This window comes from Pseudomonas sp. BT-42-2, from assembly GCF_025847435.2.
Taxonomy (GTDB): Bacteria; Pseudomonadota; Gammaproteobacteria; order Pseudomonadales; family Pseudomonadaceae; genus Aquipseudomonas; species Aquipseudomonas urmiensis.
In genome coordinates, this window is record NZ_JAOYTM010000002.1 from 1 (window position 1) to 23952 (window position 23952).

The window sequence follows — 23952 nt, forward strand, 5'->3', positions numbered from 1 at the left end:
CCGCTCCTACAGGCTCAGCGCCAGCGCCAAGATCAGCGCGTTACCTGTGGGAGCGGGCTTGCCCGCGAAGAGGCCGCAACTGACACAACCACACCGCTTCACTGCCAAGAGTCTGGACAGCCCTGGCAACCTTCCATATTGCTGTCCTGGAAATTCGCATAATGCTGCCGCGTCCCGCGCAGGTCGGCATTCTCAAGGTTGCTCTGGCCAAACTTGGCCTCCTGCAAATTGGCATCGGCCAGGCTCGCACCCTTGAGGTCAGCCTTGCTTAGCCAGGTCATTTCCAGGTCAGCCGCCTTCAGCGAGGTGCCATGCAGCTTGGCCCCCGACAGCCTGGCGAACTCCAGGTAGGCCGCAGACAAGTCGGCTTTTTCGAAGTTGGCACCCTGGGCAAACATGCCCCAGGCCTGGACCGCGACCAGTGTCGCACCTTGCAGCTGGGCTAGGCGCAGGTTGCTCTGTTGCAGGCTGGCACGGGTCAGGTTGGCGCCGCGCAGATCGGCTTTTTCCAGATTGGCCAGATCAAGCCGGGCGTGGCGTAGATTGGCCTCGCGCAGGTCAGCGCCGGACAGGTCCATCTTGCGCAGGTCCTGGTTGTTCAAGTCGGCGCCACGCAGGTTGGCGTTGGGGCATTTGCTTTCTGCGGCGATGACGCAGCCATTGATCGTCAGCGGCACGTCGGCCTGATCGTCGGCGAAGGCGCTGGGGAGCAGTAGAAGCAGGGCCAGTGGCAGGTAGTTCATGACAGGCTCCAGGCTTACAAATGTGCAGGAGCGGCGGTGCGCCGCTCCTGCAGGGGAGATGGAAATGGGCGATCTAGCTCAGCGCTGAGCGGTCTTGGTGTCCCACGCAGGGATCTTGAACACCCAGAACGATCCGCCCTGCGCCACCGGCTTGGTCAGCTCGGCCATGTCGCCACCCCACAGCGGCACCGCGCCGCCGTAGCCCACGGTCACACCGATGTACTGCTCACCATCCTGCTCCCAAGTGATAGGCGGGGAGACGATGCCGCTGCCGGTCTGGAATTTCCACAGCTCATCGCCAGTCTTGGCGTTGAAGGCCTTGAAGTAGCCGTCACCGGTGCCGGTGAACACCAGGTTGCCCTTGGTTGCCAGCACCCCGGCCCACAGCGGCAAGCGCTCCTTGTGCTCCCAGACCATCTTGCCGGTGGTAGGGTCCATGGCACGCAGCGAGCCTACATGGTCCTCGTACATGCGCTTGATCCGAAAGCCCATGCCCAAGTACGCCGAGCCCTTCTTATAGTTGACCTCTTCGGTCCAATACTCTTCTTTCCACTGGTTGGACGGTACATAGAACAGGCCGGTGTCCTGACTGTACGCCATGGGGTTCCAGTTCTTGCCGCCGAGGAACGGCGGCGACACTTCCACGGGCTTGCCCTTGGTCTGCCCAGGCTCCGGCTTGGCCGGGCGCTGACCTTCGTTTTCTACCGGGCGGCCGGTTTTCAGGTCGATATGACTGGCCCAGGTGATGTTGTCGGCGAACGGGAAGGCGTTTTTCAGCTTGCCGTTGCTGCGGTCGACCACATAGAAAAAGCCGTTGCGGTCGGCGTGGGCAGTGGCCTTGAACTGCTTGCCGTCCTTGTCCTTGTAGTCGAACAGCACCAGCTCGTTGTTGCCGGAGAAGTCCCAGGCATCGTTGGGGGTGTGCTGGTAGAACCACTTGACCTCACCGGTGGTGGGATCGACCCCGACCTGGCCTGAGGTGTAAAGGCTGTCGTAGTCGTGCGGGTTGCCGTCCTTGGAAGTGCGCGCCCAGGTGTTCCAAGGCCCGGGGTTACCGGCGCCGACGATGATGGTATTGGTTTCGGCATCGAAACTGGCGCTCTGCCAAGGCGCGCCGCCACCATGGCTCCAAGCCTCGACCTTGCCAGTCTCGGTGCTCGGATCGTCGGGCCAGGACGGCGCCTTGACGTCGCCGGTGGGGGTGCTGTCCTTACCATTGAGGCGGCCCATATGGCCTTCGACGAAGGGCCGCATCCATACCTCTTCACCGGTGTCCGGGTCACGCGCATACAGCTGGCCGACCACACCGAACTCATCGCCGGAACTGCCATGGATCAACAGCACCTTGCCGCTCTTCTGGTCTTTGACGATGGTCGGGGCGCCGGTCATGGTGTAGCCGGCGCTGTGGTCGCCGAACTTCTTGTTCCACACCACCTTGCCGGTGTCCTTGTTCAGCGCCACCAGACGCGCATCGAGGGTGCCGAAATAGATCTTGTCGCCATAGATGGCCGCGCCGCGGTTGACCACGTCACAGCAGGGACGAATGTTGTCTGGCAGGCGGTGGTTGTAGGTCCACAGGCGCTTGCCGGTCTTGGCGTCGAGGGCAAATACCCGTGAGTAGGAGCCGGTGACGTAGATCACCCCGTCGTTGACGATGGCCTGGGACTCCTGGCCGCGCTGCTTCTCGTCGCCAAAGGAGAACGACCAGGCTGGCGTGAGCTTGAACACGTTGTGGTCGTTGACCTGCGCCAGTGGGCTCCAGCGCTGGGCGTTGGTCCCCATGCCGTACTGCAGCACGTTGTTGGTGGTCTTGTGGTCGTCGGCGATGTCTTCCCAGGTGACCGGCTTGGCCTGGGCGGTACCGCCAATGGCCAGGCTCGCCAGCAGCAGGGCAGCAGAAAGGGGCGAAAGCATGGCGGGTAACGTTCTTGTTGTCATGGTGGAGTTCCCAGTGAGGTTGTGGCCTGCATAGCCTGGAACGCCACCGCTCGGCGAGATACGGAAATCTTCCCGGCCATTACGGGAAAACTTCCCAGGGCGGGCATGATTTGGCACTGCCCCGCACGGGCTACGACCAAGGGAGGAGGGCGCGGCCACCAAAGCAGCATGGGGGCCGGCCTGGCCGCTTTCTAGGATGCTCCAACCGCCTCGCTCTCAGAGGTGGCGCGTGCACTCTCAGAAGTCGAGGCCAGAACAATGACAATCGTGAAAAATGCCTGCAAATCCACCCTGCTGATGCTTGGCCTGTGCGCTGCCGGCGCCGCCAGCGCCCATGGCAACGTCACCCCAACGGCCGTCAATACCGAAGGGCTGGAGCCGCTTGGCAGCGAATGGCGCGCCGAGAACCCGTATCGCGACAGCAAGGATCACGACAAGGCGGTGTCCATTGGTGCGTCGGCGTATAACCAGAACTGCGCGGCATGCCACGGCCTGGAGGCCAAGTCGGGCGGGATTGCCCCGGACCTGCGCATGCTCGATGAAGGCGCGGCGGGAGATGAATGGTTTGTCGAGCGCGTGCGCAATGGCGCGGTACGCGATGGGCGGGTGTATATGCCGAAGATGGCGGATTTTCTCAGCCAGGAGGCGTTGTGGGCGGTGCGTACCTACCTGGACAGTGTGCATGTGACGGAATGATCGCGTCAGGGCCGGCCTCATCGCGGGACAAGCCCGCTCCCACAGCGGGTAGGCGCGGGCCGGCCCCGCAATGAGGCCGGCAGGTGTTGCGCCTACAACGGATAGTTCTTCAGTTCCCGCGCAATCAGCATCCGTTGAATCTCGCTTGACCCTTCATAAATCTGGGTGATCCGCGCATCCCGGTAATAGCGCTCCACCGGGTAGTCCTCCAGATAGCCATAGCCACCATGCACCTGAATCGCCATCGAGCACACCCGTTCAGCCATCTCCGAGGCGAACAGCTTGGCCTGCGAGGCCTCCGACAAGCACGGCTTGCCGGCACTGCGCAGGCGCGCTGCATGCAGGATCAACAGGCGCGTGGCATTGATCTGCACCTGCATGTCCGCCAAGAGGTTGGCAATGCTCTGGTGCTCATTGATCGGCTTGCCGAACTGGATGCGATCACGTGAGTAGACCAGCGCTGCTTCAAAGGCGGCGCGGGCAATACCCAATGCTTGCGCAGCGATGCCGATGCGCCCGCCTTCCAGGTTGGACAGGGCAATCGCCAGCCCCTTGCCGCGCTCGCCGAGCAGGTTGGCGGCGGCAATGCGGCAGTTGTCCAACGTCACCGCGCAGGTGTCGGAGGCGCGAATGCCCATCTTGTGCTCGCTGCGATCAACCTTGAAGCCAGGGTTGTCGGTGGGCACCAGGAAGGCTGATAGGCCCTTCTTGCCAAGCTCCGGGTCCGTTACCGCGAACACAATCGCCAACCCGGCGCGGCGGGCATTGCTGACAAACTGCTTGGCGCCGTTGATCACCCACTGGCCATCCACCAACTCGGCGCGGGTGCGCAGGTTGTGCGCCTCGGAACCCGCCTGGGGTTCGGTCAGGCAGAAGCAACCAATGACTTCGCCACTGGCCAGGCGTGGCAGCCAGGTCTGTTGCTGTTCAGGCGTGCCGTAGGCGAGCAGCGGCCCGCAGCCGACCGAGTTGTGGATGCTCATCAAGGCGCCCGTGGCGCCGTCACCGGCGGCAATCTCTTCAACCGCCAGGGCGTAGGCGACGTAGTCGGTGTAGCTGCCGCCAAAGTCTTCCGGAACGACCATGCCCAGCAGGCCTAACTCGCCCATCTTGCGCACTACGCCATCATCGATCCAGGCGGCTTTTTCCCAGGCTTGGGCATGCGGGGCGATCTCGCCACGGGCAAAGTCCCGGGCCATATCGCGGATCATGATTTGCTCTTCGCTCAGTTCCAGGTCTTGCATCTGCGTACTCCCAGCCTTACAGGCCTTCGAAGAATTGGTCGACTCGGGCCTGTTGCAGCTGCTTTAGGCTCGGTGGGTTCCAGCGGGGCTGCTTGTCCTTGTCGATAATCAGCGCGCGTACACCCTCGATGAGGTCGCCGTATTCGAACCACTGGCGGTCCAGGTGCAGCTCCATGGCAAAGCAGTCTTCCAGCCCCAGATGGCGGCCACGGCGCAACATCTGCAGGGTAACCGCCATTGCCAGCGGCGAGCGGCTTTCCAGCTGGTCGGCGGTGGCCAGTGCCCATTGATGGCTGTCGCCAATGGTCACCGCTCGCAGTTGCTCGATGATGCTGGCCAGGTCGGGCTGGGCGAAGAAGTGATCGATCACTGGGCGCAGCCTGGCCAGCGGCGCGTCATCGAGGACCTGGGTGCCGAGCTTGGCCAGCAGGCCCTGAAGATCTTTCAGCGGATGCTCGCCGAAGCTGATGCGCTCCAGTGCTTGATCCAGGGCCGATAGCTTGTCGCTGGCCAGGTACCAGTCGGCCAGACCGCAATACAAGGCATCGGCGGCCTGGATCTGCGCGCCACTGACGCCCAGATAAGTGCCCAGCTCGCCGGGGATGCGCGACAGGAAATAGCTGCCGCCGACATCCGGGAAGTAACCGATGGCAGTCTCCGGCATGCCTAAACGGCTGCGCTCGGTGACCACCCGCAGGTCGGCGCCCTGGGCCAGGCCCATGCCGCCACCCAAGGTGTAGCCGTCCATCAGCACCAGGACCGGCTTGCGGTAGCGGTGGATGCACTTATCGAGGGCGTACTCCTCGACGAAGAACTGTTCATGCAGCGTGCTACCGGCCTTGAAGCTGTCATACAGCGAGCGGATATCGCCGCCGGCGCAAAAGCCCTTGGGGCCTTCTCCACGCAGGACAATGGCCTGCACCTGGCTGTCATCGGCCCAGGCGTCCAAGTGCAGCTGCAGGCTGCGCACCATATCCAGGGTCAGGGCATTGAGGCCGGCGGGGCGGTTGAGGGTGAGGTGGCCAATCTGATTGCGGACTTCGGCCAAGACATGATCCGTTGCCGAAATGTGAGCATGCGCGGTCATCGCGTTCTCCCTGCTTTGTTATTGATTTTCCAAGTGAAGTCTGGAGTGCGCTGGAGGATCAGGGGATCCTGTCATGCGAATTTGCCTTGCACAATCGACAATTATGCAGGGCCTGCCTGCATTTTTACCTTAAAGGCGCGCCTTCCGGACTGGGTCTTGCCACTTTAGCCGGGTGACACGGGCGGACAAGGGATTAGTTCGCTGTGCGCCATCCACTCGCGCCCGGCCAAGGCACTGGCCAATCGCTGCCAAGGCAGCGTAGGGCAGGGCGCACGCGCTTTCGATAATCGGCCCGACACTCGTCCCTACCGATTGCGGAGCGCGCCATGCACAACAATAACAATGCCCAACGCCTTATCCTGCCGCTGCTTGGCGGCCTTGCCAGCCTGGCCCTGAGCCCAATGGCCAGCGCCGAGATCATGCTCTATGACAAGGACCAGACCACCTTTTCCACCGACGGCTACATCAACGCCTTCTACGTCAACAGCGATATCGACCGGGCTGGCGAGCAGTACGACCGCCGCCAATCGCGGGTGAAAATGGGCTTTTTACCCAACACCCTGGGCTTCAACATGACCCGCCAGATCGACGACCTCAAGCTCGGCGGGCGCGCCTCGTTCTGGGTCACCATCAACGACAGCGAGACCAACGGCACCGACACCGCCATCGATGTGCGCCAGTTCTACGGCACCGTGGCCAACCCCGAATGGGGCGAAGTGCTGATCGGCAAGGATTTCGGCCTGTTCGCCCGTTCCAACATCCTCCTCGATGAACTGCTCGCCGGTTACGGTCAGGTCAGCGACACCCTGGGCCTGGTGGACGGCGGCGGGGTCTCGTTCGGCAACATCGGCAGCGGTTACCCGTACCCGTTCCCGACCTCGCAGATCACCTACCGCAGCCCGCAAATGGACGGCCTGCGCATCGCTGTGGGCATCATGGACCCGGTCGATACCAACGATGACAGCGCGGTGGGCAAGGCCTATCAGGAAAACCCGCGCACCGAGAGCGAGATCACCTACCAGTTCGACCTGGCCGGGGCGCAGATCTACAGCTGGCTCAACGGCAGCTACCAGACCTCCGACAACACCGACAGCACGGTCGAGTCGGTGACCTCCAAGGGCCTGGGCTATGGTGTGCAGGCCAAAATGGGGGCGTTTTCCCTGACCGGCTCAGGTTTCACTGCCAAAGGCATCAACCCGTTTTTCACCAACAACGCCGGCGAGGCGACCCTGCGCGAGGTCGACAGCAAGGGCTACCTGCTGCAGGGCTCGTATCGCTTGGGCAAGAACCGTCTGGCGCTGTCGTATGGCAAGACCGAGGATGATGGCAATGGCGCGGTCAATACCGGGGCCGACTATCAAACCCGCGGTATTGCCTTGTTCCACGATATCAATGACAACCTCACATTGGTCGCCGAGTACAATCAGTTCGAGATCGATGGCCATGAAGGCGATGCGCAGAACGAGGACACTGACACCTTCGCCGTGGGCGCAGTGCTGACCTGGTAGCGTGCAAGCCTTGCGCACCAAATAAGCGCCTGGGGCTTATTTAATGCCGCCGGTCAGGCCGCTTAGGAAATAAAGCGAATCCACGCTTATCGCCGTACTCCCACACTATGTACGGCGCAGCGCTGTGCATTTTCCTAAGCCTCATGAGGTTCATGACCATGGCTAACAAAGAAAGTGGCAAGTCGGGCAGTCAGGGCGGTACCAAGAACCCTGGCAATTTCGCCAATGACCGGCAGAAAGCTTCCGAAGCCGGCCGTAAAGGCGGCCAGCAATCGAGCACCACTACCGACCGCAGCGAGTCGGGCCGCAAAGGTGGCCGCTCGTAAATGAAGCACGCAGTGCCGTTTGCGCGGCACTGCGTTTTTCTTCGCAGGAGGACAGCCCATGCGCCTGGTACCTACCGTTTGCCTGTTGAGCAGCCTTGCGCTGCTTGGCGGTTGCTTTGACCGAGACACCGATCATCCGGCCGAAGACGCCGACCAAAGCAAGCCTTCACTGCAAATGCAAAAACCCGATCAACCTGCACCGCAGCCAACCCCCGGCCCTGAGCCGATCCCCCAAGACACCAAACGTCCGTAGTTGGGCAAGGAGTCAGGCATGACGGTGATGACCCGCAAGACTGGCCTGCTGGTACCGGCCCAGAGCAGCAACGTACAACAGCGCTACCTCGCCTTGCTGCAAGGCGAAAACGGTGCGCAGTGGCTCGCCGGACAGTTGCAACGAGCCGCGCAATTGCCTGATGACCTGCCTGATGATCCGCAGCAACTGGCGCAGTGGAGCGCACACGCCGCTGCCCGGGTCGCGCGTGACTACGCTACCTATCTCCAACAGCGCCGCCAGGGCGAACCCCGGCGATATTTCGCCAACCGGGCGCAGGCGCTGTGGTACTTGCAGCACGTCGCTCCGACCAAGGCGGTCGATGGCGCCTGGTTGCACGGCACCTTGCACCAGTGGCGCGACCCACGCTACCACGGCCTGATCCGCACTTATCTGGAAGAGCTGGGCGACGGCGATTCGCGCTGTAACCATGTGTTGATCTACCAGCGCCTGCTCAGTCGCCTGGGTTGCCTTGAGTCGATTGCGCTGGACGACGCCTGCTATTTACAAGGCGCTGTGCAATTGGCCTTGGGGCAGAACACCGAGCAGTTCCTGGCTGAAGTGATCGGCTACAACCTGGGCTACGAACAACCGCCGCTGCACCTGTTGATCACCACCTATGAGCTGGCTGAACTGGGTATCGACGGCCACTATTTCCAGCTCCACGTCACCATCGACAATGCCGCCAGCGGCCATGCCCAGCGCTCGATCCAGGCCCTGCTGCAACTGTGTCCGCAATCCGACGCGCAGGCGTTCTACCAACGCGTGCGACACGGCTATCGCTTGAATGACCTAGGCGTTCCGGCCGCCGAGTTGATAGCCCGTTTTGACCTACAGGGCGAGCTGTTCGCAGCGCTGGAGCGCAAGCGTGGATTTGGCCAGTTCATGCACTCTGACCATTGCAAGCTGCAAGGCCGTACGGTCAACCAGTGGTTGGCAGGTCCAGAGGCGATCGCTGAGTTCGTCCAAGCGATGCAAGCGCAAGGCTGGATCAAGCGCAATCAAGCGCCGGATCAAAGCCGCTTCTGGGGTTTGATCGAAGGCCCCTCGGCCGCCATGTTCGGGGTCTTCAGCGCGTACGAGAAGCAGCTCTGGTACGACTGGATCGCCGGTGACTGGCAAGGGCCCAGACCACGCCGGCTGATACCCGGCAGCTGGGAAACTGAAGCATCCGTGCAACCCTTGGTGGCCGACCCTGCACCCGAGGCTATTGACGTGCTGATCGAGCGGATGGCTGGCAACCGCCACGCATTGCCAGAAGGCCTGCTGGCCACCCAGGCTTATATCCGCGCAACCGGGCTTACCCAGGAGGGCGCGCACTGATGCAACTGTCCCAGGCGCAAATCCACGCTGATCAAGCCCTGCTCCAGCTGGGCCAACGCTTGCGCGCCGATGGCTACCGCTTTACCTGCGTCACCCCCGCCACCCATGCGCGCAACAACGCTCGCCCCGGCGCCGAGCAGGCGCACAATGTGCGCGATGTGTTTGGCTGGAGCCGACCGTTTGCTCCCTCGCTGATGTCTGCCGATGAACTGGCGCTGCTACACACTGCGCAGGTTGTCGAGCAACAGGCTGAGCTGTTGCGCAGCAAGGTCCGCTGGTCGAACCTGGACGAGCTGCTGCTGGTGCACTCGGCCTATCCCACCGAGGCCAGTGATTCGGTGTTTTTCGGCCCGGACAGCTACCGCTTCGCCCAGGTCATTGGCGATCATCTACAACGCAGCCCCGAGCCGGTCCAGCACGCCGTGGATATCGGCTGCGGCGCGGGTATTGGTGCGCTGTTGATTGCCCAGGCCGCGCCCCATGCCCAAGTCAGTGCGGTCGACATCAACCCGCTGGCGCTGCGCTACACCGCGATCAATGCCGCGTTGGCCGGGCTCAGCAACGTGTCCGTCGAGCCAAGCGACCTGCTACAAGGGCTGACGGGCAGCTTCGACTTGATCGTCGCCAACCCGCCGTACATGCTCGATACCCAGCAGCGTCAATATCGTCATGGTGGCGCTGCGCTCGGCGCTGAGCTGTCGATGCGGATTATCGAGCAAGCCTGCCAACGGCTGAGCCTTGGCGGGACGTTGCTACTGTACACTGGCGTTGCCATCGTCGAAGGGCGCGATGCCCTGCTGCAAGCCGCCCGCCAACGCCTGGCGGGGCCGCGCTGGAGTTGGCTGTATCAAGAACTGGATCCGGATGTATTTGGCGAGCAACTGCTTGAGCGTGGCTATGAGCAGGTCGAGCGCATCGCCGCGGTTGCCTTGCGCGTTACCCGCATTGGCTGACGGGCCATGTACCGGCCATGTACCTTTGGCATCGAGGAGGAATACCTGTTGGTGGACCTCGCCAGCGGTCGTGTGCTGGGTTCACCCTCGCCAGCGATAGCCAGGCGCTGCCGGGAGGTCGCCGGCAGCTACTTTGCCGAAGAAATGTTTCGCTGCCAGATCGAAATCGCCTCACCGGTGTTTGCCAACCTGCACCAGGCACGCGGCTTTTTTGTTGAATACCGGCAACGCCTGAACCAAGCACTGGCCGAGGAGGGCGCTGGCCTCTACTGCGCTGCCAGCCACCCCAGCGCCCATTGGCGGCGTCAACGACCGCGGAGCTCGGCGCACTTCCAGCAGTTGTTCGACGATTATCAACAGGTAGCCAAGCGCAGTCTGTTGTCTGGCCTGCACGTGCATGTCGGCGTGCCGCCCGGCTGCGATCGCATGCAGTTGATCAACCGCGTGCTGTATTGGTTGCCGTTGCTGCTGGTCATGAGCACCTCGTCGCCGTTGTGGAGCGGGCAGAACACCGGCTACATGAGTTATCGGCGGGTGATCTGTGGCGAGTGGCCGCACATGGGCCTGCCCGAGCCCTTGGCCGACTGGGCGGCCTACCAGCGCTACCGCGCCTTGCACCAGCGCACCGGTGCCCTGGCCAAGGACGGCGCGTTCTGGTGGGCGATACGGCCGTCGCAGCGCTATCCAACGGTCGAGCTGCGCATCTGCGATGCCTGCCCGCAGTTGGACGACGCACTGGCCATCGCTGCGGTATTTCGTCACCTGGTCGAGCAGTGCGCCATGGCGCACTACAGCCCCTTGCCGCTCAGCCGTGAGCAGCACTGGATCACCCAGGAAAACTACTGGCGGGCGCTGCGCTACGGCCGCCACGGCCAGTTCCTCGGCGTTCATCAGCAACAACCGGTCACTGCCCAAGCCTGGCTGGCGCAACTGCGCAGCCAGCACCCACCGGATACCGCGGATGCCGAACGAGCCTTCATCCATGGTCTGAACATCCTCGAGCAAGGCACCAGTGCCGATCGCCAGCTCAGGTGCCTGGCACAGGCCCGTGGCGCCGGGCTGGACAGCACCAGGGCATTGCGTCAGGTGGTCGCTCAGGTGCTGGCCGAAGGCCGTAGCTGCGCCAGCGGCGCAAATCCGCTGCCATAGGGCAATACGAGTAAACCTTCGTGCCAGCGCGCAGTCAGTGCAAGTAAGAGCCCGCGACAGCGCGGGTCAAGGAGGTGGCTGATGAAACTCCTCTGCCTGCTGCGTGGCTGCCAGTGGCGCAGCACGCTCAGTGGTGAAATTGCCGGGCTACAGTGTCAATGCTGCGAACGTTGCGGCGCCTTGCGCTACTGCCAGTCTGGCCAACCCTGCCAACCCTAGGAGCTGAACGACCATGGCCCGGGCAATCTGGAAAGGCGCGATCAGCTTCGGCCTCGTGCACATCCCTGTCACCCTCAACACCGCCGTGCGTACCGAGCGGGTGGATTTCGACTGGCTGGACAAGCGCAGCATGGACCCGGTCGGCTACAAACGGGTGAACAAGGCCACCGGCAAGGAAATCGACAAGGACAACATCGTCAAGGGCGTGCAGTACGAGAAAGGCCGCTACGTGATCATCAGCGAAGAAGAAATCCGCAACGCCCGGCCGGAAGCGACCCAGACCATCGATATCTTTTCGTTCGTCGAGGCCAGTGAGATTCCCTTGCAGCACTTCGATACCCCTTACTACCTGAGCCCGGACCGGCGTGGCGGCAAGGTCTATGCCTTGCTGCGCGAGACCTTGGAAAGCACCGGCAAGGTCGCCTTGGCCACGGTGGTCCTGCACACCCGGCAACACTTGGCGCTGCTGCGGCCGCTGGAAGATGCGCTGGTGATGATCACCTTGCGCTGGCCCGAGGAAGTGCGCGGTATCGATACCCTGGAGCTGGACAAGAGCGTGACCGACAGCAAGCTCGACAAGCGTGAGCTGGACATGGCCAAGCGGCTGGTGCAGGACATGAGCGGGCCGTGGAACCCTGACGAGTATCACGATGCCTTCCGCCAGACCATCATGGACCTGGTCGAAGAAAAGGCCAGCAAGGGCAAGATCAGCGTGGTGGAGAAAGCCGAAGGCGAGGGCGCCTCGAAAGGCGCCGATATCATCGACTTGACCGAGCTGCTCAAACGCAGCCTGGGTGGCAAGGGGGCGCCTGCGCCGAAGAAGAAGGCTGCACCGGCCAAAGAAACTGACAAGAAACCAGCCAAGCGCACGCGCAAAGCTTCTTGATCTGATGGGGGCTGTATCGGCCTCTTCGCGGGCAAGCCCGCTCCCACAGGGACCTAGGTGATTTCCAGTGCGCGCTGTGCTTGCGTCTCCAAAAGGACAGCGCAGACCTGAAAACACCGCGAATCCCTGTGTGAGCGGGCTTGCCCGCGAAGAGGCCAGCACAGCCCCTCAACACTCACAGTTTCACGTGATTTCCAGTGCGCGCTGTGCTTGCGTCTTCAAAAGGACAACGCAGACCTGAAAACACCGCGAATCCCTGTGGGAGCGGGCTTGCCCGCGAAGAGGCCAGCACAGCCCCTCAACACTCACAGTTTCACGTGATTTCCAGTGCGCGCTGTGCTTGCGTCTCCAAAAGGACAGCGCAGACCTGAAAACACCGCGATCCCTGTGGGAGCGGGCTTGCCCGCGAAGAGGCCAGCACAGCCCCTCAAATACTCACAGTTTCCAACCCCGCCAGATAATCCCCGAACCCTTCGCGGGCACGGCTGTCCCGCCGGCTACTGGTCGCGACACTGTGCTTGGCCGTCCAGACGATCTGCGCTCCATGGGCCTCTAACGCTCGTACCAGGTGCACATCTTCATGTGCCGGCAACGGCGCGAACCCGCCCACTTTCGCATACGCCTTGGCGCACACGCCCAGGTTCGCCCCGTGGATATGCCGATGCCCCTCACGCGCTTCATAGCGGCTGCGATACAGCTGGCGCAACGCCGCCTTCTGCCAGGGCTGCCAACGCTCGATGTGCACGGTGCCGCACACCGCATCCGCGGCACAGGCGAGCTGCCACAACAGCCAATGACTGGGCACGCGGCTGTCGGCGTCTGTACAGGCCAACCACGAGGCGCCACGTTCAAGCATCAGCGCCGCCCCGGCACGCCGGGCAACGCCCACGTTACCCGCATCGACGGCGAGCGTGTCGACCCCATGGCGCCTCGCAATGGCGGCACTGCCGTCGCTGCAGCGATCGAGCACGACCAACACCTCGACCCGATGGCCCGCCTGCTCGGCCAGCAGAGCGGCGGCCTTGACCGACTTCAGGCATCGCCCCAGACGCCGGGCTTCGTTATGCGCCGGTATGATCACTGCAATCATTCGCACCTCTCATCCAGATCAACCACGCTGGGCTGGCACGACCAGTATTCGAGCAAAAAATCGGCCTCTTCATGGCGCAGCACGGGGTACAGCGGTAAATGCTTGGCTAGCAGGTCATGCACTTGGCGGCCATCCTGCGGGCAACCGGCAATCGGATGGCGCCAATGACAAGCCAGCAGGCCGCCGTCGTAATCGAGGCTGGCGACCGATTGCTCGATGACTTGCAGCCAATCGGTAGGGTCCAGGTAATAACCCACTTCGCTCAACACGATCAGGTCGAAGCGTTCCCCCGGCCAGTCTGCGGGCAAGTGGCCTTGTTCGACGCGGGCATGATCCACTCCGGCCAGCCGCTCACGGGCAAGGTTGACTGCGGTGGGGTCGAGGTCCTGGCACAGCAAGCTGGCACAGCGATCGGCCAGCAATACGCTGAGTTCGCCATTGGCGCAGGCCGGTTCGAACACCCGCTCGTAGCATTGGCGTGGCAGGCTGGCCATGACCAGGTCGCGCTTGCGCCGCTCGTACCAGCGGGTACGAAAGGCCCAGGGGTCATCGTTACCGGCATACAACTGGGCGAAGTACTGCGCATCAAGGCTCATAGGAATACCAATTCGAAGGGTTGCAGAAGACAATCGAGCAAGCGTTGGGGCAGCACCGCTGGCGTGTCGCCGTCAGGCTGCAACTGGCTGGCATGGGCGGCGAGTGCCTGACGCTTACGGGCCACAACGGCCTCATCCAACTGGATACGGTGCGCCCGTGGCCAAGGCAGCCGCGAGTCGTCTGGCGTTGCCCAGTGCCAGGCCCATACTGGCACCTCGGCCAACTGCGCCTTGCGTGCCAGCGCCGCTTGAGCGGCAGCACGGCCCACCGCCTCGTGATCGCAATGGCCATCGTTGCGCCAAGTGGTCAGGATCAGGTCGTCGGGCTTGAGCAACTGGTTCAGGTGATTGACCAAAAATGCTTCATCACGGGGCAGGGCGCCGTCTTTAAGGTTCAGCCGCCGCCAATCCAGGGTGTTCAGGTCCAGTTCCAACTGCTGCAAGGCATGGCGACTCTCCAGCGGGCGATGGCGGCGTAGGCGATGCTCGGTCCACAGTGTCGAATGAGGGTGACTGCCTTCGCCATCGGTGACCGAGATCAGCACCAGCTCCTGCTCACGGCCTTTGAAGCTGGCCAGCAAACCTCCAGCCATGAGGATTTCATCGTCCGGGTGCGGTGCCACCAGCACCAGGCGGCGGCCTGGCGGACATAGCTGCTGGGGGGCGATCCAACTGGCCCGGGCCAGGTGTGCAGAGTGTTGCCAGTCGGCCCACGGGGTGCCAGCACTGGACTGGATCAGGTTCTCGCTCATAGTTGCCAGGCTCCTGTTGGCAGCTGCGCCAGCTGTACGCCAAGGGCAGCCAGATCGCGTTCGGCATGGCTTTGCCGCAGAAAGACCGGCAGGTCGGCGCTGAGCCTGGCGAAGTGACTGTTGCGGCAGAACGGGGTGGCGCCAAGGGCGCGGCCGACGTGGTGGATCACGCCGTCCACCGTCTGTTCGACTTGGGCGCGGGTGCGGCGTACCTGCAAACTGGCGTCGGCCGTCGGCTGCTGGTCGATCCAGCCGGCACATTCGCGCAGGGCGGCGCTGGCGCCTAGGAGCGCCGCATCCACAGCGCCAAGATGAGCCGCGGCGTGCGGCTCGGGGCTCGGCTTTGCGCAATGCGCGTGCAGATACGTGGCCAGCGCCTGCGCAGCGCCATACCAGCAGGCGGCGATACCTGCGCCGCCGTGCCAGAACCCCGGGCGGGCCAGATACTGACCGGGTTGGCCCACGGCTGTGCCAAGCGAGTCATCGAAGAGGATGTCGGCGCTGGCAGTGCTGGCCATGCCCAGCGCCTGCCAATGATCCGCCGCAAGGGTCAGGCTCGGATCGGACAGGTCGATGGCCACCAGTTGCGGCTGCTTGTCCTGGTCCCAGGCAGTGATCAAGGCGCGGTCGATCTGCAAGGCACCCGAGCACCAGGCCTTGCGCCCGCGCAGACGCAGCTGGTCGCCGGCACGGTCGACGATCTCTACCCGCGCATCGGGCGGCTCAGCGGCGTACACCCCCCAGATGCCATCATCTGCCAGTTCCGGTGCACCGCATTCAGCCAGAATCGCCAGGGCGTCGGTGTGCCCTTCGAAGAGCTTGGCCAGTGCCAGGTCGCAGCCAGCGACTTGCGCCAGGATCTGCCAACGTTGCAGGGTCTGGCCCTGACCTGGCAACGGCAGCACATCCAGATGCGCGGCTTGCAACGCCCGCATCAACTGCGCTAGCTGCTCTTCGAGCAGCAGTGGCTGCTCGCGCTCGGCGAATGCTTGTAGCAGGCCTTCCAGGCGTGGCGGGGCAAGATTTGTAAAGATATTCATGTCTGCGACTCCATGCTCATGTTTTTCTTCCAGCCGCGCAGGTTCATGGCTGCCAGACAGAACTGCAGCACGATCAGCGCCCAGGCCTGGATCTGCCAGCCCCACAGCACCCACAGCACGTTGCTGGTAATAAAGCAGCAAAAACCCAGTCGCCGCCGCCCAGGCTGGCGCGAGCCAATGCACCAGGCGGCCAGTACGGTCAGGAGCATGGCGGGCCATTGCAGCAGGTCGATCCACTGCTCCATCACGTCAACCCCAGCTGCTTGCGCATCCGCGCGGTAATCATCTGGCGGGTTTTGCCTAACTGCGCCCAGGGGTCATCGACCTCGGCCAGACGCTCGCGAATGTTGCTGATAGTCCATTGATTGGCGGCCTTGAGCTGGGGCAGCTCTTCGCGCCAGATCGGCACCGAGACCGGCAGCCCTTCGCGCGCGCGCAGCGAATAGGCGCACGCGGTGGTGGCGCCTTTGCCGTTGCGCAGGTAGTCGATGAAGATCCGTCCGACGCGGTTTTTCGGCCCTGACACCGCGCTGAGCCGATCCGGAAACAGCTTGGCCAGGTAGTCGACGATGGCGTGGCTGAAGTCCTTGACCTGGTCCCAGCTGTCGCGCCGGCTCAGCGGTATGACCAGGTGCATGCCCTTGCCGCCGCTGGTCTTGAGGAACACCTGCAAACCCAGCTCATCGAGCAGGGTCAGGGTCAACTGGGTCGCCTCGACCATGGATTTCCACGGCAGCGCAGGGTCTGGGTCGAGGTCCAGAACGAACCGATCGGGCTTGTCGAAATCCTTGTCGGTGGCGTTCCAGGTGTGCAGTTCGAGCATGTTCATCTGCACCGCGCCCAGTAACGAGTCAGGCCGATTGAGGACCATCGCCGCCTGGCCAGCCTTGGCTTTGTCGTAACTGAGCACGCCTGGGATGTGCAGCTGGCCGGCATTTTTTTGAAAGAACAGCTCGCCGCTCAGCCCCTCTGGGGCGCGGATCAGCGCCACGGGGCGGTTTTTCAGCTGGGGCATGAGCCACTTGGCGACGTCAGCGTAGTACTCGGCGATCTCGCGCTTGGTCACACCCGTGGTGGCGTCGATGACCCGCTCGGGGTGGGTCAGGTGCAGGTCGCTCAAAAGCGTGTTCTCCTTGGTCTTGGCGGCTTGGTTCGCCGGGCGTTCCAGGTCGATCGACTGCGCTGGCTTGTCGTCGCGAAGGCCATGGAACACCGCATGGCGCACCACGCCGTCGCGGGTCATCTGGGCATAGGCGACCTCGGCCAGCAGCGTCGGCTTTAACCAATGCACTCCACGCGCCTCGGCGCCTGTGGGTGGCTTGGCCAGGGCGGGTTTGCCGACCTCAAGGGGTTTGAGTCGGGCATGGATACTGGCAAGGGTGGTGGCGGTAAAGCCTGTACCGACCTTGCCGGCATAGCGCAGCGCGCCGCTGTCGCTGTCATGCAGCGCCAGCAGCAAGGCGCCAAAGCCACTGCGGCTGCCCTTGGGGTCGGTGTAGCCGACGATGACGAACTCCTGGCGCTGTTGGCACTTGAGCTTTATCCAGTCATTGCTGCGCCGGCTGACGTAGGGACTGTCGAGGCGCTTGCCAATCAGCCCTTCAAGCCCCAGGCGGCAGGCACTGTCGAGCAACGACTGCACTGGCTCATCGAAATCGGCAGAAAAATTGAGTACATCGCTGCGATCTTTCTTCAACAGCTTGGCAAGCTGTTCGCGACGCGCCTGCAGCGGCGTCTGGCGCAAGTCCTGGCCATCGAAGAACGGCAGGTCGAACAGGTAATAGCTGATCTGCTCGTCGCGCTCGGTGTCGAAGGCGTTCTGCAACGCTTGAAAATCAGCCACGCCGTTGTCGCCAGTGACCACCATTTCGCCGTCCAGCCAGGCGGACTTGAGCTTGAGCTTGCGCAGGGCCTGGACCTGATGCGGCATCTTCGCGCTCCAGTCATGGCCGTTGCGGGTGAACAGGCGCACGTCATCGCCATCGATGCGGGCCAGAATCCGGTAGCCGTCGAATTTCACCTCATAGTGCCAATCGCCACTGGGTGGGGAGTCGACCAGGGTCGCCAGTTGCGGCTGCAGATGATCAGGCAACGCTGTCTTGGCTGGAGAGGTGGCGCGCTTGCGGCTGGCAGCGGGGCGCTTGGCCGGTTGGTCGGCGACCTTGGCGCGCCGGGTCACCAGCGTGCGATCACTGAGCACGCTATCGGGTTGCGCCTCGACGATGCTGTATTCGGCTTCGCTGCGCGCCTCGCCGTCATGCGACTTGACCAGCATCCACTGTTCTTTCTTGCCTGCCAGATGAGTGCGAAACAGGTTCCACACGCCGGAGAGCTTTTCTCCTTGCAAGCGAAAGCGCAGCTTGCCCTTGGCGTAGCTGGCATGCGGATCGCCTTCCGGCTCCCAAATGCCGCGGTCCCAGACGATCACATCGCCCGCCCCGTAGTGCCCCTCGGGGATATTGCCCTCGAAATCGGCGTAATCGAGCGGGTGGTCTTCAACGTGCACGGCCAGGCGCCGGACCTTCGGATCGAGTGACGGCCCCTTGGGAATGGCCCAGCTTTTCAGCGTGCCATCGAGCTCCAGGCGAAAGTCATAGTGTAGATGGCTGGCATCGTGCTTCTGGATGCAGTACTGCAAGGCATGCACCTGCTTGCCGCGCTGGCGCTTGCCCGCAGGCTCAGGGGTAGCGCTGAAGTCGCGCTTGCGTTGGTACTCCTGCAAGGGTTTGGCCATGACCAGCTCCGGGACGATTGGCGAGTCTCTAGAGGTGGGAGAGGCCGGCGCCAGACAGAGTTCAATCTGTTGGCGGGCGCCACCTGGCAGAAACTCTGAATCATTGCCCGGGCTTGGCAGTCGACCGAGTGAACCCTTTGCCGGAGAACCAAGATGGCCCAGCCAGATGATCGGAAAAACCGCCCTCAGGTCGAGATCGACGACACCGAGGACCGTATGGGCAGCGTCCACGAACTGGATTTCGACGAGCGCAAGGACCAGCGCCAGGGACGCATTGGCGATGAGCGTGCGGAACGCGAAGTGGACCACGAATACCCAGCGCGGCGGGTTGCCGAGAGTGGCATGACCGGCGGTGAGGCCCTGAGCGACAGCCTGCACGAGGACAACGTCACCCTCGACGATCTGAGCCCCGACACCTTGTATGACGAGACCGGTGCCCGCGATGCCGATGAACTGGGAGACGGCGATGGCCCGGCTGATCAAACTCTGCGCGAAGTCGAGGCCAATGAGATTGGTGGTGGGATTGGCCTGGATGAAGCAGAGCTGGCCCGCTCAGCACCGCTGGACGGCGAGCCTTGGACCGATGAGGTTTCGCCGGTTGATTCGCACGATGAAGAGAAAAGGAGCTGACCATGAACGATCAACGCTGCGCCTGCCCGCACTGCAATTGCCCGGTAGACGCCAATGCCGTGCAGCAAGGAGGCAAGGCCTATTGCTGTGAAGCCTGTGCCACGGGGCATCGTAATGGTGAACGGTGCCGGATGGGTGGTTGTTCCTGCGGCAAGCCTGATCCATCTGAGCAGACCTAAGTTTTTGGGGCCGCGCTGCGGCCCTTCGCGGTCGAGCCCGCTCCCACAGGGACGGCGTGGACTTCAAAATAGGTATCTTTCTGATACGACGCTATCTTGGCTCGCCGCCGTCCCTGTGGGAGCGGGCTCGCCCGCGAGGGCCGCAAAGCGGCCCCAACAGCCATCTCACCGGTCAGTGAGTCTGCCAGATACCATTGTTCCGCTCACAATCGTTACGCGCCTGCCCCAGGCTTGGGGTGTCGTAGTAGTAGGTGATCACCCGCGCATCCTTGGACAGGGCTGGCCGGGTCGAGGGTTGGTCACTGCCGGCGGCTTTCGGATTGGCCAGTGATTCCTGGGTCAACGGCGCGATGCAGCTGCCAACGCTGCCGTCGGCGCAGCGGGCGACCTTATGCTTCTCGGTGCTGAGCATGTCCTTGCTTTCATTGCTGCATGACCAGTTGATCGCTTCGGCAGGCATGTTACTGTAGCTGTAGCAGGTATGTCGGTCGACCGGCGTGACCGCCTCGCTGGACGAACGCGTGATCACATCGCAGGCCTCGGCCAGCACCTGGGTACTGGTCAAGCTTGCCAGCACCAACAGCAGAACAGGGACACGCATGGCTAACCTCCTGGGCCGTCGGCCCTTGTTCAGGTCTTGCGCAATGTCGCCTTGCCCTGCTGGCGCATGGCCCTGGCGCGCTTTTCCAGGACCAGATAGGCGACCACCGCCAGCAGTAGCGGAATCAAGTAGTACAAGGTGCGATAGCCAAGCAGCGCCGCCACCAGCGTACCCTGGCCCAACTGCCCATGGAGCAGGGCGAGGAACACCGCCTCGAGCACTCCCAGGCCCGCCGGAATGTGCGCCACTACACCGGCCACACAGCTGATCAGCAAAATACCCAGCACCGAGGGGTAGAACAGCTCATGCGGCAACAGCCAATGAATCAGCGCTGCCATCAAGGCCCAGTTGCTGGCCCCCAGTGCTACCTGACACAGCGCCAGGCGCAACGAGGGCAGGGTGATCTCATGCTCACGCCACTGCCAGGTACGCCGCTTGGCAAAGGCGCAGGCCAGCAGGTATCCGGTAACGATAGCCAACAGCAGAAAACCGATCAGCTGCAGCCCGGTAACGCCTACTGCCCAGCTGTCCGGCAACTTGACCTGCCGAGAAGAGAACACCACGCCAGCGAGCAGCATGTAGCCCATCCAGTTGGTCAGCAGACCCAGGGTGAGGATCTTGGTGATGGTCGCGGTATCCAGCCCTAGCCGGCCATACAGCCGATAACGCAGGGCGACGCCACCCACCCAGGTGGTGAAATTGAGGTTGAAGGCATAGCAGACGAACGCCACTGGCAATACCTGGCGCGCCGGCAACGGGTGACCCGTGTAGGCCCGGCCGAGCAGATCGTAGCTGGCAAATACCAGATAGCTGCATAACGCCAGCACCAGGCCGATCACCAGGGTACTGGGTTTATAGGCGAGCAACGATTGGCGCACCTCGTTCCAGTCCAGATTGCGCGCCAGGGTATACAACAGCACAGGAATCAGGATCAGGAACGCCACGGTGAACAGCCGTTTGGCCCAGGTATGCCAGCGCTTGGTCTGCATCAGGTCTTACCCTCGTGAAAGTTGGCGTGGCTATCAGTGTCCGGTTGCAGCGATTGCAGGCGCTGGCGATGGGCCGGGAACCAGCCGGCGACGCGGGGGAACCAGCGGGTCAGGTGGAAACCTATGAAAATCAACGGCGCTCGCCACCAATAGCCGCGAATCATCCGCTCCAGGGTGACCGCCTTGCATTGCTGCATGGCCAGCTCGTGGAGGTGCTGGTAGAGCATCTGGTTGAAGGCGCGATCGCGAATCAGCAGATTGGCCTCCAGGTTGAGCGACAGACTCAACGGGTCGAGGTTGCTCGAGCCGACCGTCGACCACTCCTCGTCGACCAGCGCAACCTTGCCGTGCAGCGGCCGCTGGCAGTACTCGTGAATGCGCACGTTATCGCGCAGCAGGTAGTTGTAGAGCAGCCGGGACAGCGCCCGGACCCAGCGCATGTCCGGTTGCCCTTGCAGGATCAAGGTCACCTCGACCCCGCGGCGGGCGGCATTGCGCAGTTCTCGCAGCAAGCGATAGCCGGGGAAGAAGTAGGCATTGGCCACTACAATCCGCCGCTGGGCCTGGCGAAATACCTGCAGGTACTGCTGCTCGATGTCGGTACGGTGGCGGTTGTTGTCGCGCTCCACCAATACCGCACTGGCGTTGCCGGTAGGCGCTGTGACTGGCCGCACCTGGCTTGGCGGTTCCAAGACGGGTGCCAGCAGCCGTCGACTGGACGCGTGTACCTGGGCCACCACCGGCCCTGTGACTTCTACGGCGTAATCCTGCTTGGCCATCGGCCCGAATTCGCCCAAGTGGTCGAGGCAGTAGTTGATTCCGCCAATAAACGCCCGCTCGCCGTCGACCACGACGATCTTGCGGTGCAAGCGACGAAACAGGTTGGTGCGCATCCCGACCAGCCGCGGCTGCGGATCGAAAGCGTGAAAACTGACCCCCGCCTCGGTCATGGCCGCGATGAACTGATCGGTCAGGTCCGCTGTGCCGTAGCCGTCGACCGCCACTTCGACCCGCACGCCGCGCTTGGCAGCGTCGATCAGGACTTGCTGCAACTGCTGGCCGACCTTGTCCTCGAAGATGATGAAGGTTTCCAGCAGAATCTCTTCACGCGCCTGGGCCATGGCCTCGAACACGCGTGGGTAGTACTCCTCGCCATTGATCAGCAGCTGTACGCTGTTGCCGTCTGTCCAAGGGGTTTTCACAGGCTCACCTCCGCAACCAAGGGCGCATGGTCAGACAAGTGCGACCACGGGTATTTGGCCAACACCTGGGCTTTGCAGGGCATGGCGTTACGCAGGTAGATGCGGTCCAGCCGCAGTAGCGGCAGGCGTGCCGGAAAGCTGCGGGCGGGCGTGCCAAAGTGCTCGCCGAACGCCTCCACCAGCCGCTCCGATAGCAGCGCATCGGCCTTGAGCCGCCAGTCATTGAAGTCTCCGGCGACGATCACCGGCGCCTTGGCTGGCAGGCTGTCAAGAAACTCCAACAGCAAACGTACCTGGCGCTGGCGATGGGCTTCGCGCAAGCCCAAATGCACGCAGATGGCATGCACCTGCTCATGCCCAGGCACTTGCAGGCGGCAATGCAACAAACCGCGCTGCTCGTTGCCGGCAATGCTCACATCCAGGTTGTGGTATTCGCTGATGGGAAACTTCGACAGCAGCGCGTTGCCGTGGTCACCGTCGGGATACACCGCATTGCGCCCATAGGCGAACTGCGGCCACATGCTGTCGGCAAGAAATTCATACTGCGGGGTCTGCGGCCAGGCGGCATGGCGCTCGGCATGCCGCTCGTGGCTGCCATGCACCTCCTGCAAGAACACCAGGTCAGCCCCCGTGGCCCGAACCGCTTCGCGCAACTCAGGCAGGATGAAACGCCGATTGAAGAAGGTGAAGCCCTTGTGCACGTTGATCGTCAGTACATTGAGCCGATGCACCGCTGTCTCGCTGTCGATGATCTGGCGCGGGTCGGTAAGCGTTGAGTTCACAGTTCAACCTCCGGTTCCACTCCGGGCTCGGTCACCAGCTCACCATCGAGATTGAGCTTGGCCAGCAGGCGGCGGGCGTCATAGGGCGCATGGACCTTCTGGTCGTTATCGAAATAGCAGTAGACATCTCGCGACCGCCGTTTGCGCGGCGCGTGCGCGCTGATCAGCTGGGCATCTGCCGGCTGCTCACCCTGGCTCCAGGCTTCGACGCGCATGCGCCAGCGGCGTAGGGCGCGCGAGGTATAGCCGCTGCTGTACAGCTCGACATCGCCATGCAAGCGCATATAGACGAAATCGGCGGTCAGGTCTTCGACGTAGGGCCATTTGCCGGCACTGTCGGCGACCACCAACGCGACATTGTGGGCGCGCAGCAGCTTGATGAACGACTCACAGAGAAAGCTCTCGTGGCGGATCTCGACGGCATGGCGCAACGGCGCGTCTCCCTTGACTTGGCTACCGCCATTGCCCAGCAAGCGCTCGGCGCAATGCTGGGCACAGCGCCGGGCGGCCTTGCGGTCGAACGGCAACAGCTCGAGAAACTGGCTGAAACGCTCCTCGTCATAGTGCATGTTCGGTGGAAACTGCCAAAGGATCGGCCCGAGTTTGTCGCCCAGCAGTAAGGGGCCGGAGGCGAAAAAGTTGGCCAGCGGCTGTTCGATGTCTTTAAGCCTGCGCATATGGGTGATGTAGCGCGGCCCCTTGACCGAAAACACAAAGTCCTGCGGGGTTTGCTCAGCCCAATGAAGATAGCGCTCTGGCGTTTGCAGGCTGTAGAACGAGCCATTGATCTCGATGCTGTTGACTGCCCGCGAGGCGAACGCCAGTTCGCTGTCCTGGGGCAGCCCTTCGGGGTAGAAATCTTTGCGCCAGGGGCCATAACGCCAGCCTGAAATACCGATACGGATCTCGCTCACACTGCCTCCTTCAATCCTGGAACGGGAATCAGGCGATCCTTGAGTTGCGACCTTTGCCCATCGCCCAGGGTTCAGCAGGATTTGACGAATGGCCCGGGCT

Annotated in this window: 26 protein-coding genes; 11 read left to right on the forward strand and 15 right to left on the reverse strand. The window is 62.8% G+C overall.

The window, feature by feature from the left end; genetic code table 11:
• Positions 1 to 98: 98 nt before the first annotated feature.
• Positions 99 to 743, reverse strand: coding sequence for a pentapeptide repeat-containing protein (locus OIU19_RS01305; RefSeq protein WP_264232812.1), 645 nt, complete (start codon positions 741 to 743; stop codon positions 99 to 101).
• Positions 744 to 821: 78 nt separating this feature from the next.
• Positions 822 to 2681: a quinoprotein ethanol dehydrogenase gene (gene exaA / locus OIU19_RS01310; protein ID WP_264232813.1), complete on the reverse strand. Its 1860-nt coding sequence runs from the start codon at positions 2679 to 2681 to the stop codon at positions 822 to 824.
• Positions 2682 to 2978: 297 nt separating this feature from the next.
• Here exaA and pedF point away from each other — a divergent pair, with 297 nt between their 5' ends.
• On the forward strand, positions 2979 to 3377 hold the full coding sequence (gene pedF / locus OIU19_RS01315) for a cytochrome c-550 PedF (protein ID WP_372353281.1): 399 nt from the start codon (positions 2979 to 2981) through the stop codon (positions 3375 to 3377).
• A gap of 92 nt (positions 3378 to 3469) precedes the next feature.
• Here pedF and OIU19_RS01320 read toward each other — a convergent pair whose 3' ends face one another.
• Positions 3470 to 4621: an acyl-CoA dehydrogenase family protein gene (locus OIU19_RS01320; RefSeq protein ID WP_264232815.1), complete on the reverse strand. Its 1152-nt coding sequence runs from the start codon at positions 4619 to 4621 to the stop codon at positions 3470 to 3472.
• 16 nt (positions 4622 to 4637) lie between these two features.
• Positions 4638 to 5708, reverse strand: coding sequence for an enoyl-CoA hydratase/isomerase family protein (locus OIU19_RS01325; protein ID WP_264232816.1), 1071 nt, complete (start codon positions 5706 to 5708; stop codon positions 4638 to 4640).
• Positions 5709 to 6034: 326 nt separating this feature from the next.
• Here OIU19_RS01325 and OIU19_RS01330 point away from each other — a divergent pair, with 326 nt between their 5' ends.
• From OIU19_RS01330 to OIU19_RS01365, 8 genes are all read left to right on the forward strand, one after another.
• Complete coding sequence (locus OIU19_RS01330) at positions 6035 to 7216, forward strand: porin (protein ID WP_264232817.1); 1182 nt, start codon at positions 6035 to 6037, stop codon at positions 7214 to 7216.
• Between the two features lie 158 nt (positions 7217 to 7374).
• Positions 7375 to 7542 (forward strand): general stress protein, encoded by a 168-nt coding sequence (locus tag OIU19_RS01335; protein ID WP_264232819.1) that lies wholly within the window; start codon positions 7375 to 7377, stop codon positions 7540 to 7542.
• 58 nt (positions 7543 to 7600) lie between these two features.
• Positions 7601 to 7795, forward strand: a complete 195-nt coding sequence (locus tag OIU19_RS01340; protein ID WP_264232820.1) for a hypothetical protein — start codon at positions 7601 to 7603, stop codon at positions 7793 to 7795.
• An 18-nt stretch (positions 7796 to 7813) separates the two neighbouring features.
• Positions 7814 to 9136 carry an iron-containing redox enzyme family protein gene (locus tag OIU19_RS01345; RefSeq protein ID WP_264232821.1) on the forward strand — a complete coding sequence of 441 codons (1323 nt, stop codon included), beginning with the start codon at positions 7814 to 7816 and terminating at the stop codon, positions 9134 to 9136.
• Positions 9136 to 10089, forward strand: a complete 954-nt coding sequence (locus tag OIU19_RS01350) for a class I SAM-dependent methyltransferase (RefSeq protein ID WP_264232822.1) — start codon at positions 9136 to 9138, stop codon at positions 10087 to 10089. The genes OIU19_RS01345 and OIU19_RS01350 overlap by 1 nt, the downstream gene beginning before the upstream one ends.
• Positions 10090 to 10095: 6 nt before the next feature.
• On the forward strand, positions 10096 to 11238 hold the full coding sequence (locus tag OIU19_RS01355; protein WP_264232824.1) for a carboxylate-amine ligase: 1143 nt from the start codon (positions 10096 to 10098) through the stop codon (positions 11236 to 11238).
• 81 nt (positions 11239 to 11319) lie between these two features.
• Complete coding sequence (locus OIU19_RS01360; RefSeq protein WP_264232825.1) at positions 11320 to 11457, forward strand: PSPA7_2676 family Cys-rich small protein; 138 nt, start codon at positions 11320 to 11322, stop codon at positions 11455 to 11457.
• 13 nt (positions 11458 to 11470) lie between these two features.
• The gene (locus tag OIU19_RS01365; RefSeq protein ID WP_264232826.1) at positions 11471 to 12343 is read left to right on the forward strand and encodes a Ku protein; all 873 of its coding nucleotides are present in this window, start codon (positions 11471 to 11473) and stop codon (positions 12341 to 12343) included.
• Positions 12344 to 12770: 427 nt separating this feature from the next.
• On the opposite strand, the gene OIU19_RS01370 is transcribed toward OIU19_RS01365, so the two are convergent.
• Genes OIU19_RS01370 through ligD form a run of 6 tightly spaced genes read right to left on the reverse strand, consistent with a single transcriptional unit; the run spans position 12771 to position 18555 of the window.
• A complete protein-coding gene (locus tag OIU19_RS01370) occupies positions 12771 to 13433 on the reverse strand; it encodes a glycosyltransferase family 2 protein (protein WP_264232828.1) in 663 nt (220 codons plus the stop codon).
• On the reverse strand, positions 13430 to 14029 hold the full coding sequence (locus OIU19_RS01375; protein ID WP_264232830.1) for a bifunctional 2-polyprenyl-6-hydroxyphenol methylase/3-demethylubiquinol 3-O-methyltransferase UbiG: 600 nt from the start codon (positions 14027 to 14029) through the stop codon (positions 13430 to 13432). Before OIU19_RS01375 ends, OIU19_RS01370 begins: the two co-directional genes overlap by 4 nt.
• Positions 14026 to 14781 (reverse strand): PIG-L deacetylase family protein, encoded by a 756-nt coding sequence (locus OIU19_RS01380; RefSeq protein ID WP_264232832.1) that lies wholly within the window; start codon positions 14779 to 14781, stop codon positions 14026 to 14028. The genes OIU19_RS01375 and OIU19_RS01380 overlap by 4 nt, the downstream gene beginning before the upstream one ends.
• A complete protein-coding gene (locus tag OIU19_RS01385) occupies positions 14778 to 15821 on the reverse strand; it encodes an acyl-CoA dehydrogenase (protein ID WP_264232834.1) in 1044 nt (347 codons plus the stop codon). Before OIU19_RS01385 ends, OIU19_RS01380 begins: the two co-directional genes overlap by 4 nt.
• Positions 15818 to 16066 carry a hypothetical protein gene (locus tag OIU19_RS01390; protein WP_264232835.1) on the reverse strand — a complete coding sequence of 83 codons (249 nt, stop codon included), beginning with the start codon at positions 16064 to 16066 and terminating at the stop codon, positions 15818 to 15820. Before OIU19_RS01390 ends, OIU19_RS01385 begins: the two co-directional genes overlap by 4 nt.
• Positions 16066 to 18555, reverse strand: coding sequence for a DNA ligase D (ligD, locus tag OIU19_RS01395; RefSeq protein ID WP_264232836.1), 2490 nt, complete (start codon positions 18553 to 18555; stop codon positions 16066 to 16068). Before ligD ends, OIU19_RS01390 begins: the two co-directional genes overlap by 1 nt.
• A gap of 153 nt (positions 18556 to 18708) precedes the next feature.
• Between ligD and OIU19_RS01400 the strand changes: the two genes are divergently transcribed.
• The gene (locus OIU19_RS01400) at positions 18709 to 19185 is read left to right on the forward strand and encodes a phosphotransferase system, HPr-related protein (RefSeq protein WP_264232838.1); all 477 of its coding nucleotides are present in this window, start codon (positions 18709 to 18711) and stop codon (positions 19183 to 19185) included.
• 2 nt (positions 19186 to 19187) lie between these two features.
• Complete coding sequence (locus tag OIU19_RS01405) at positions 19188 to 19364, forward strand: metallothionein (protein WP_264232840.1); 177 nt, start codon at positions 19188 to 19190, stop codon at positions 19362 to 19364.
• A gap of 172 nt (positions 19365 to 19536) precedes the next feature.
• On the opposite strand, the gene OIU19_RS01410 is transcribed toward OIU19_RS01405, so the two are convergent.
• Genes OIU19_RS01410 through OIU19_RS01430 form a run of 5 tightly spaced genes read right to left on the reverse strand, consistent with a single transcriptional unit; the run spans position 19537 to position 23852 of the window.
• Complete coding sequence (locus OIU19_RS01410; RefSeq protein ID WP_264232841.1) at positions 19537 to 19965, reverse strand: hypothetical protein; 429 nt, start codon at positions 19963 to 19965, stop codon at positions 19537 to 19539.
• A 29-nt stretch (positions 19966 to 19994) separates the two neighbouring features.
• Positions 19995 to 20954, reverse strand: a complete 960-nt coding sequence (locus tag OIU19_RS01415; RefSeq protein ID WP_264232843.1) for a lysylphosphatidylglycerol synthase domain-containing protein — start codon at positions 20952 to 20954, stop codon at positions 19995 to 19997.
• Positions 20954 to 22156: a cardiolipin synthase ClsB gene (gene clsB, locus OIU19_RS01420; protein WP_264232844.1), complete on the reverse strand. Its 1203-nt coding sequence runs from the start codon at positions 22154 to 22156 to the stop codon at positions 20954 to 20956. The genes OIU19_RS01415 and clsB overlap by 1 nt, the downstream gene beginning before the upstream one ends.
• Positions 22153 to 22938 carry an endonuclease/exonuclease/phosphatase family protein gene (locus tag OIU19_RS01425; RefSeq protein WP_264232847.1) on the reverse strand — a complete coding sequence of 262 codons (786 nt, stop codon included), beginning with the start codon at positions 22936 to 22938 and terminating at the stop codon, positions 22153 to 22155. Before OIU19_RS01425 ends, clsB begins: the two co-directional genes overlap by 4 nt.
• Entirely contained in the window at positions 22935 to 23852 is a 918-nt protein-coding gene (locus OIU19_RS01430; protein ID WP_264232849.1) for a DUF72 domain-containing protein, read from the reverse strand. The genes OIU19_RS01425 and OIU19_RS01430 overlap by 4 nt, the downstream gene beginning before the upstream one ends.
• Between the last annotated feature and the right edge of the window lie 100 nt (positions 23853 to 23952).

Coding starts and splice junctions, on each gene's coding strand:
- OIU19_RS01305 (WP_264232812.1), bottom strand. CDS start 743: ATGAACTACCTGCCACTGGCCCTGCTTCTACTGCTCCCCAGCGCCTTC.
- exaA (WP_264232813.1), bottom strand. CDS start 2,681: ATGACAACAAGAACGTTACCCGCCATGCTTTCGCCCCTTTCTGCTGCC.
- pedF (WP_372353281.1), top strand. CDS start 2,979: ATGCTTGGCCTGTGCGCTGCCGGCGCCGCCAGCGCCCATGGCAACGTC.
- OIU19_RS01320 (WP_264232815.1), bottom strand. CDS start 4,621: ATGCAAGACCTGGAACTGAGCGAAGAGCAAATCATGATCCGCGATATG.
- OIU19_RS01325 (WP_264232816.1), bottom strand. CDS start 5,708: ATGACCGCGCATGCTCACATTTCGGCAACGGATCATGTCTTGGCCGAA.
- OIU19_RS01330 (WP_264232817.1), top strand. CDS start 6,035: ATGCACAACAATAACAATGCCCAACGCCTTATCCTGCCGCTGCTTGGC.
- OIU19_RS01335 (WP_264232819.1), top strand. CDS start 7,375: ATGGCTAACAAAGAAAGTGGCAAGTCGGGCAGTCAGGGCGGTACCAAG.
- OIU19_RS01340 (WP_264232820.1), top strand. CDS start 7,601: ATGCGCCTGGTACCTACCGTTTGCCTGTTGAGCAGCCTTGCGCTGCTT.
- OIU19_RS01345 (WP_264232821.1), top strand. CDS start 7,814: ATGACGGTGATGACCCGCAAGACTGGCCTGCTGGTACCGGCCCAGAGC.
- OIU19_RS01350 (WP_264232822.1), top strand. CDS start 9,136: ATGCAACTGTCCCAGGCGCAAATCCACGCTGATCAAGCCCTGCTCCAG.
- OIU19_RS01355 (WP_264232824.1), top strand. CDS start 10,096: ATGTACCGGCCATGTACCTTTGGCATCGAGGAGGAATACCTGTTGGTG.
- OIU19_RS01360 (WP_264232825.1), top strand. CDS start 11,320: ATGAAACTCCTCTGCCTGCTGCGTGGCTGCCAGTGGCGCAGCACGCTC.
- OIU19_RS01365 (WP_264232826.1), top strand. CDS start 11,471: ATGGCCCGGGCAATCTGGAAAGGCGCGATCAGCTTCGGCCTCGTGCAC.
- OIU19_RS01370 (WP_264232828.1), bottom strand. CDS start 13,433: ATGATTGCAGTGATCATACCGGCGCATAACGAAGCCCGGCGTCTGGGG.
- OIU19_RS01375 (WP_264232830.1), bottom strand. CDS start 14,029: ATGAGCCTTGATGCGCAGTACTTCGCCCAGTTGTATGCCGGTAACGAT.
- OIU19_RS01380 (WP_264232832.1), bottom strand. CDS start 14,781: ATGAGCGAGAACCTGATCCAGTCCAGTGCTGGCACCCCGTGGGCCGAC.
- OIU19_RS01385 (WP_264232834.1), bottom strand. CDS start 15,821: ATGAATATCTTTACAAATCTTGCCCCGCCACGCCTGGAAGGCCTGCTA.
- OIU19_RS01390 (WP_264232835.1), bottom strand. CDS start 16,066: ATGGAGCAGTGGATCGACCTGCTGCAATGGCCCGCCATGCTCCTGACC.
- ligD (WP_264232836.1), bottom strand. CDS start 18,555: ATGGCCAAACCCTTGCAGGAGTACCAACGCAAGCGCGACTTCAGCGCT.
- OIU19_RS01400 (WP_264232838.1), top strand. CDS start 18,709: ATGGCCCAGCCAGATGATCGGAAAAACCGCCCTCAGGTCGAGATCGAC.
- OIU19_RS01405 (WP_264232840.1), top strand. CDS start 19,188: ATGAACGATCAACGCTGCGCCTGCCCGCACTGCAATTGCCCGGTAGAC.
- OIU19_RS01410 (WP_264232841.1), bottom strand. CDS start 19,965: ATGCGTGTCCCTGTTCTGCTGTTGGTGCTGGCAAGCTTGACCAGTACC.
- OIU19_RS01415 (WP_264232843.1), bottom strand. CDS start 20,954: ATGCAGACCAAGCGCTGGCATACCTGGGCCAAACGGCTGTTCACCGTG.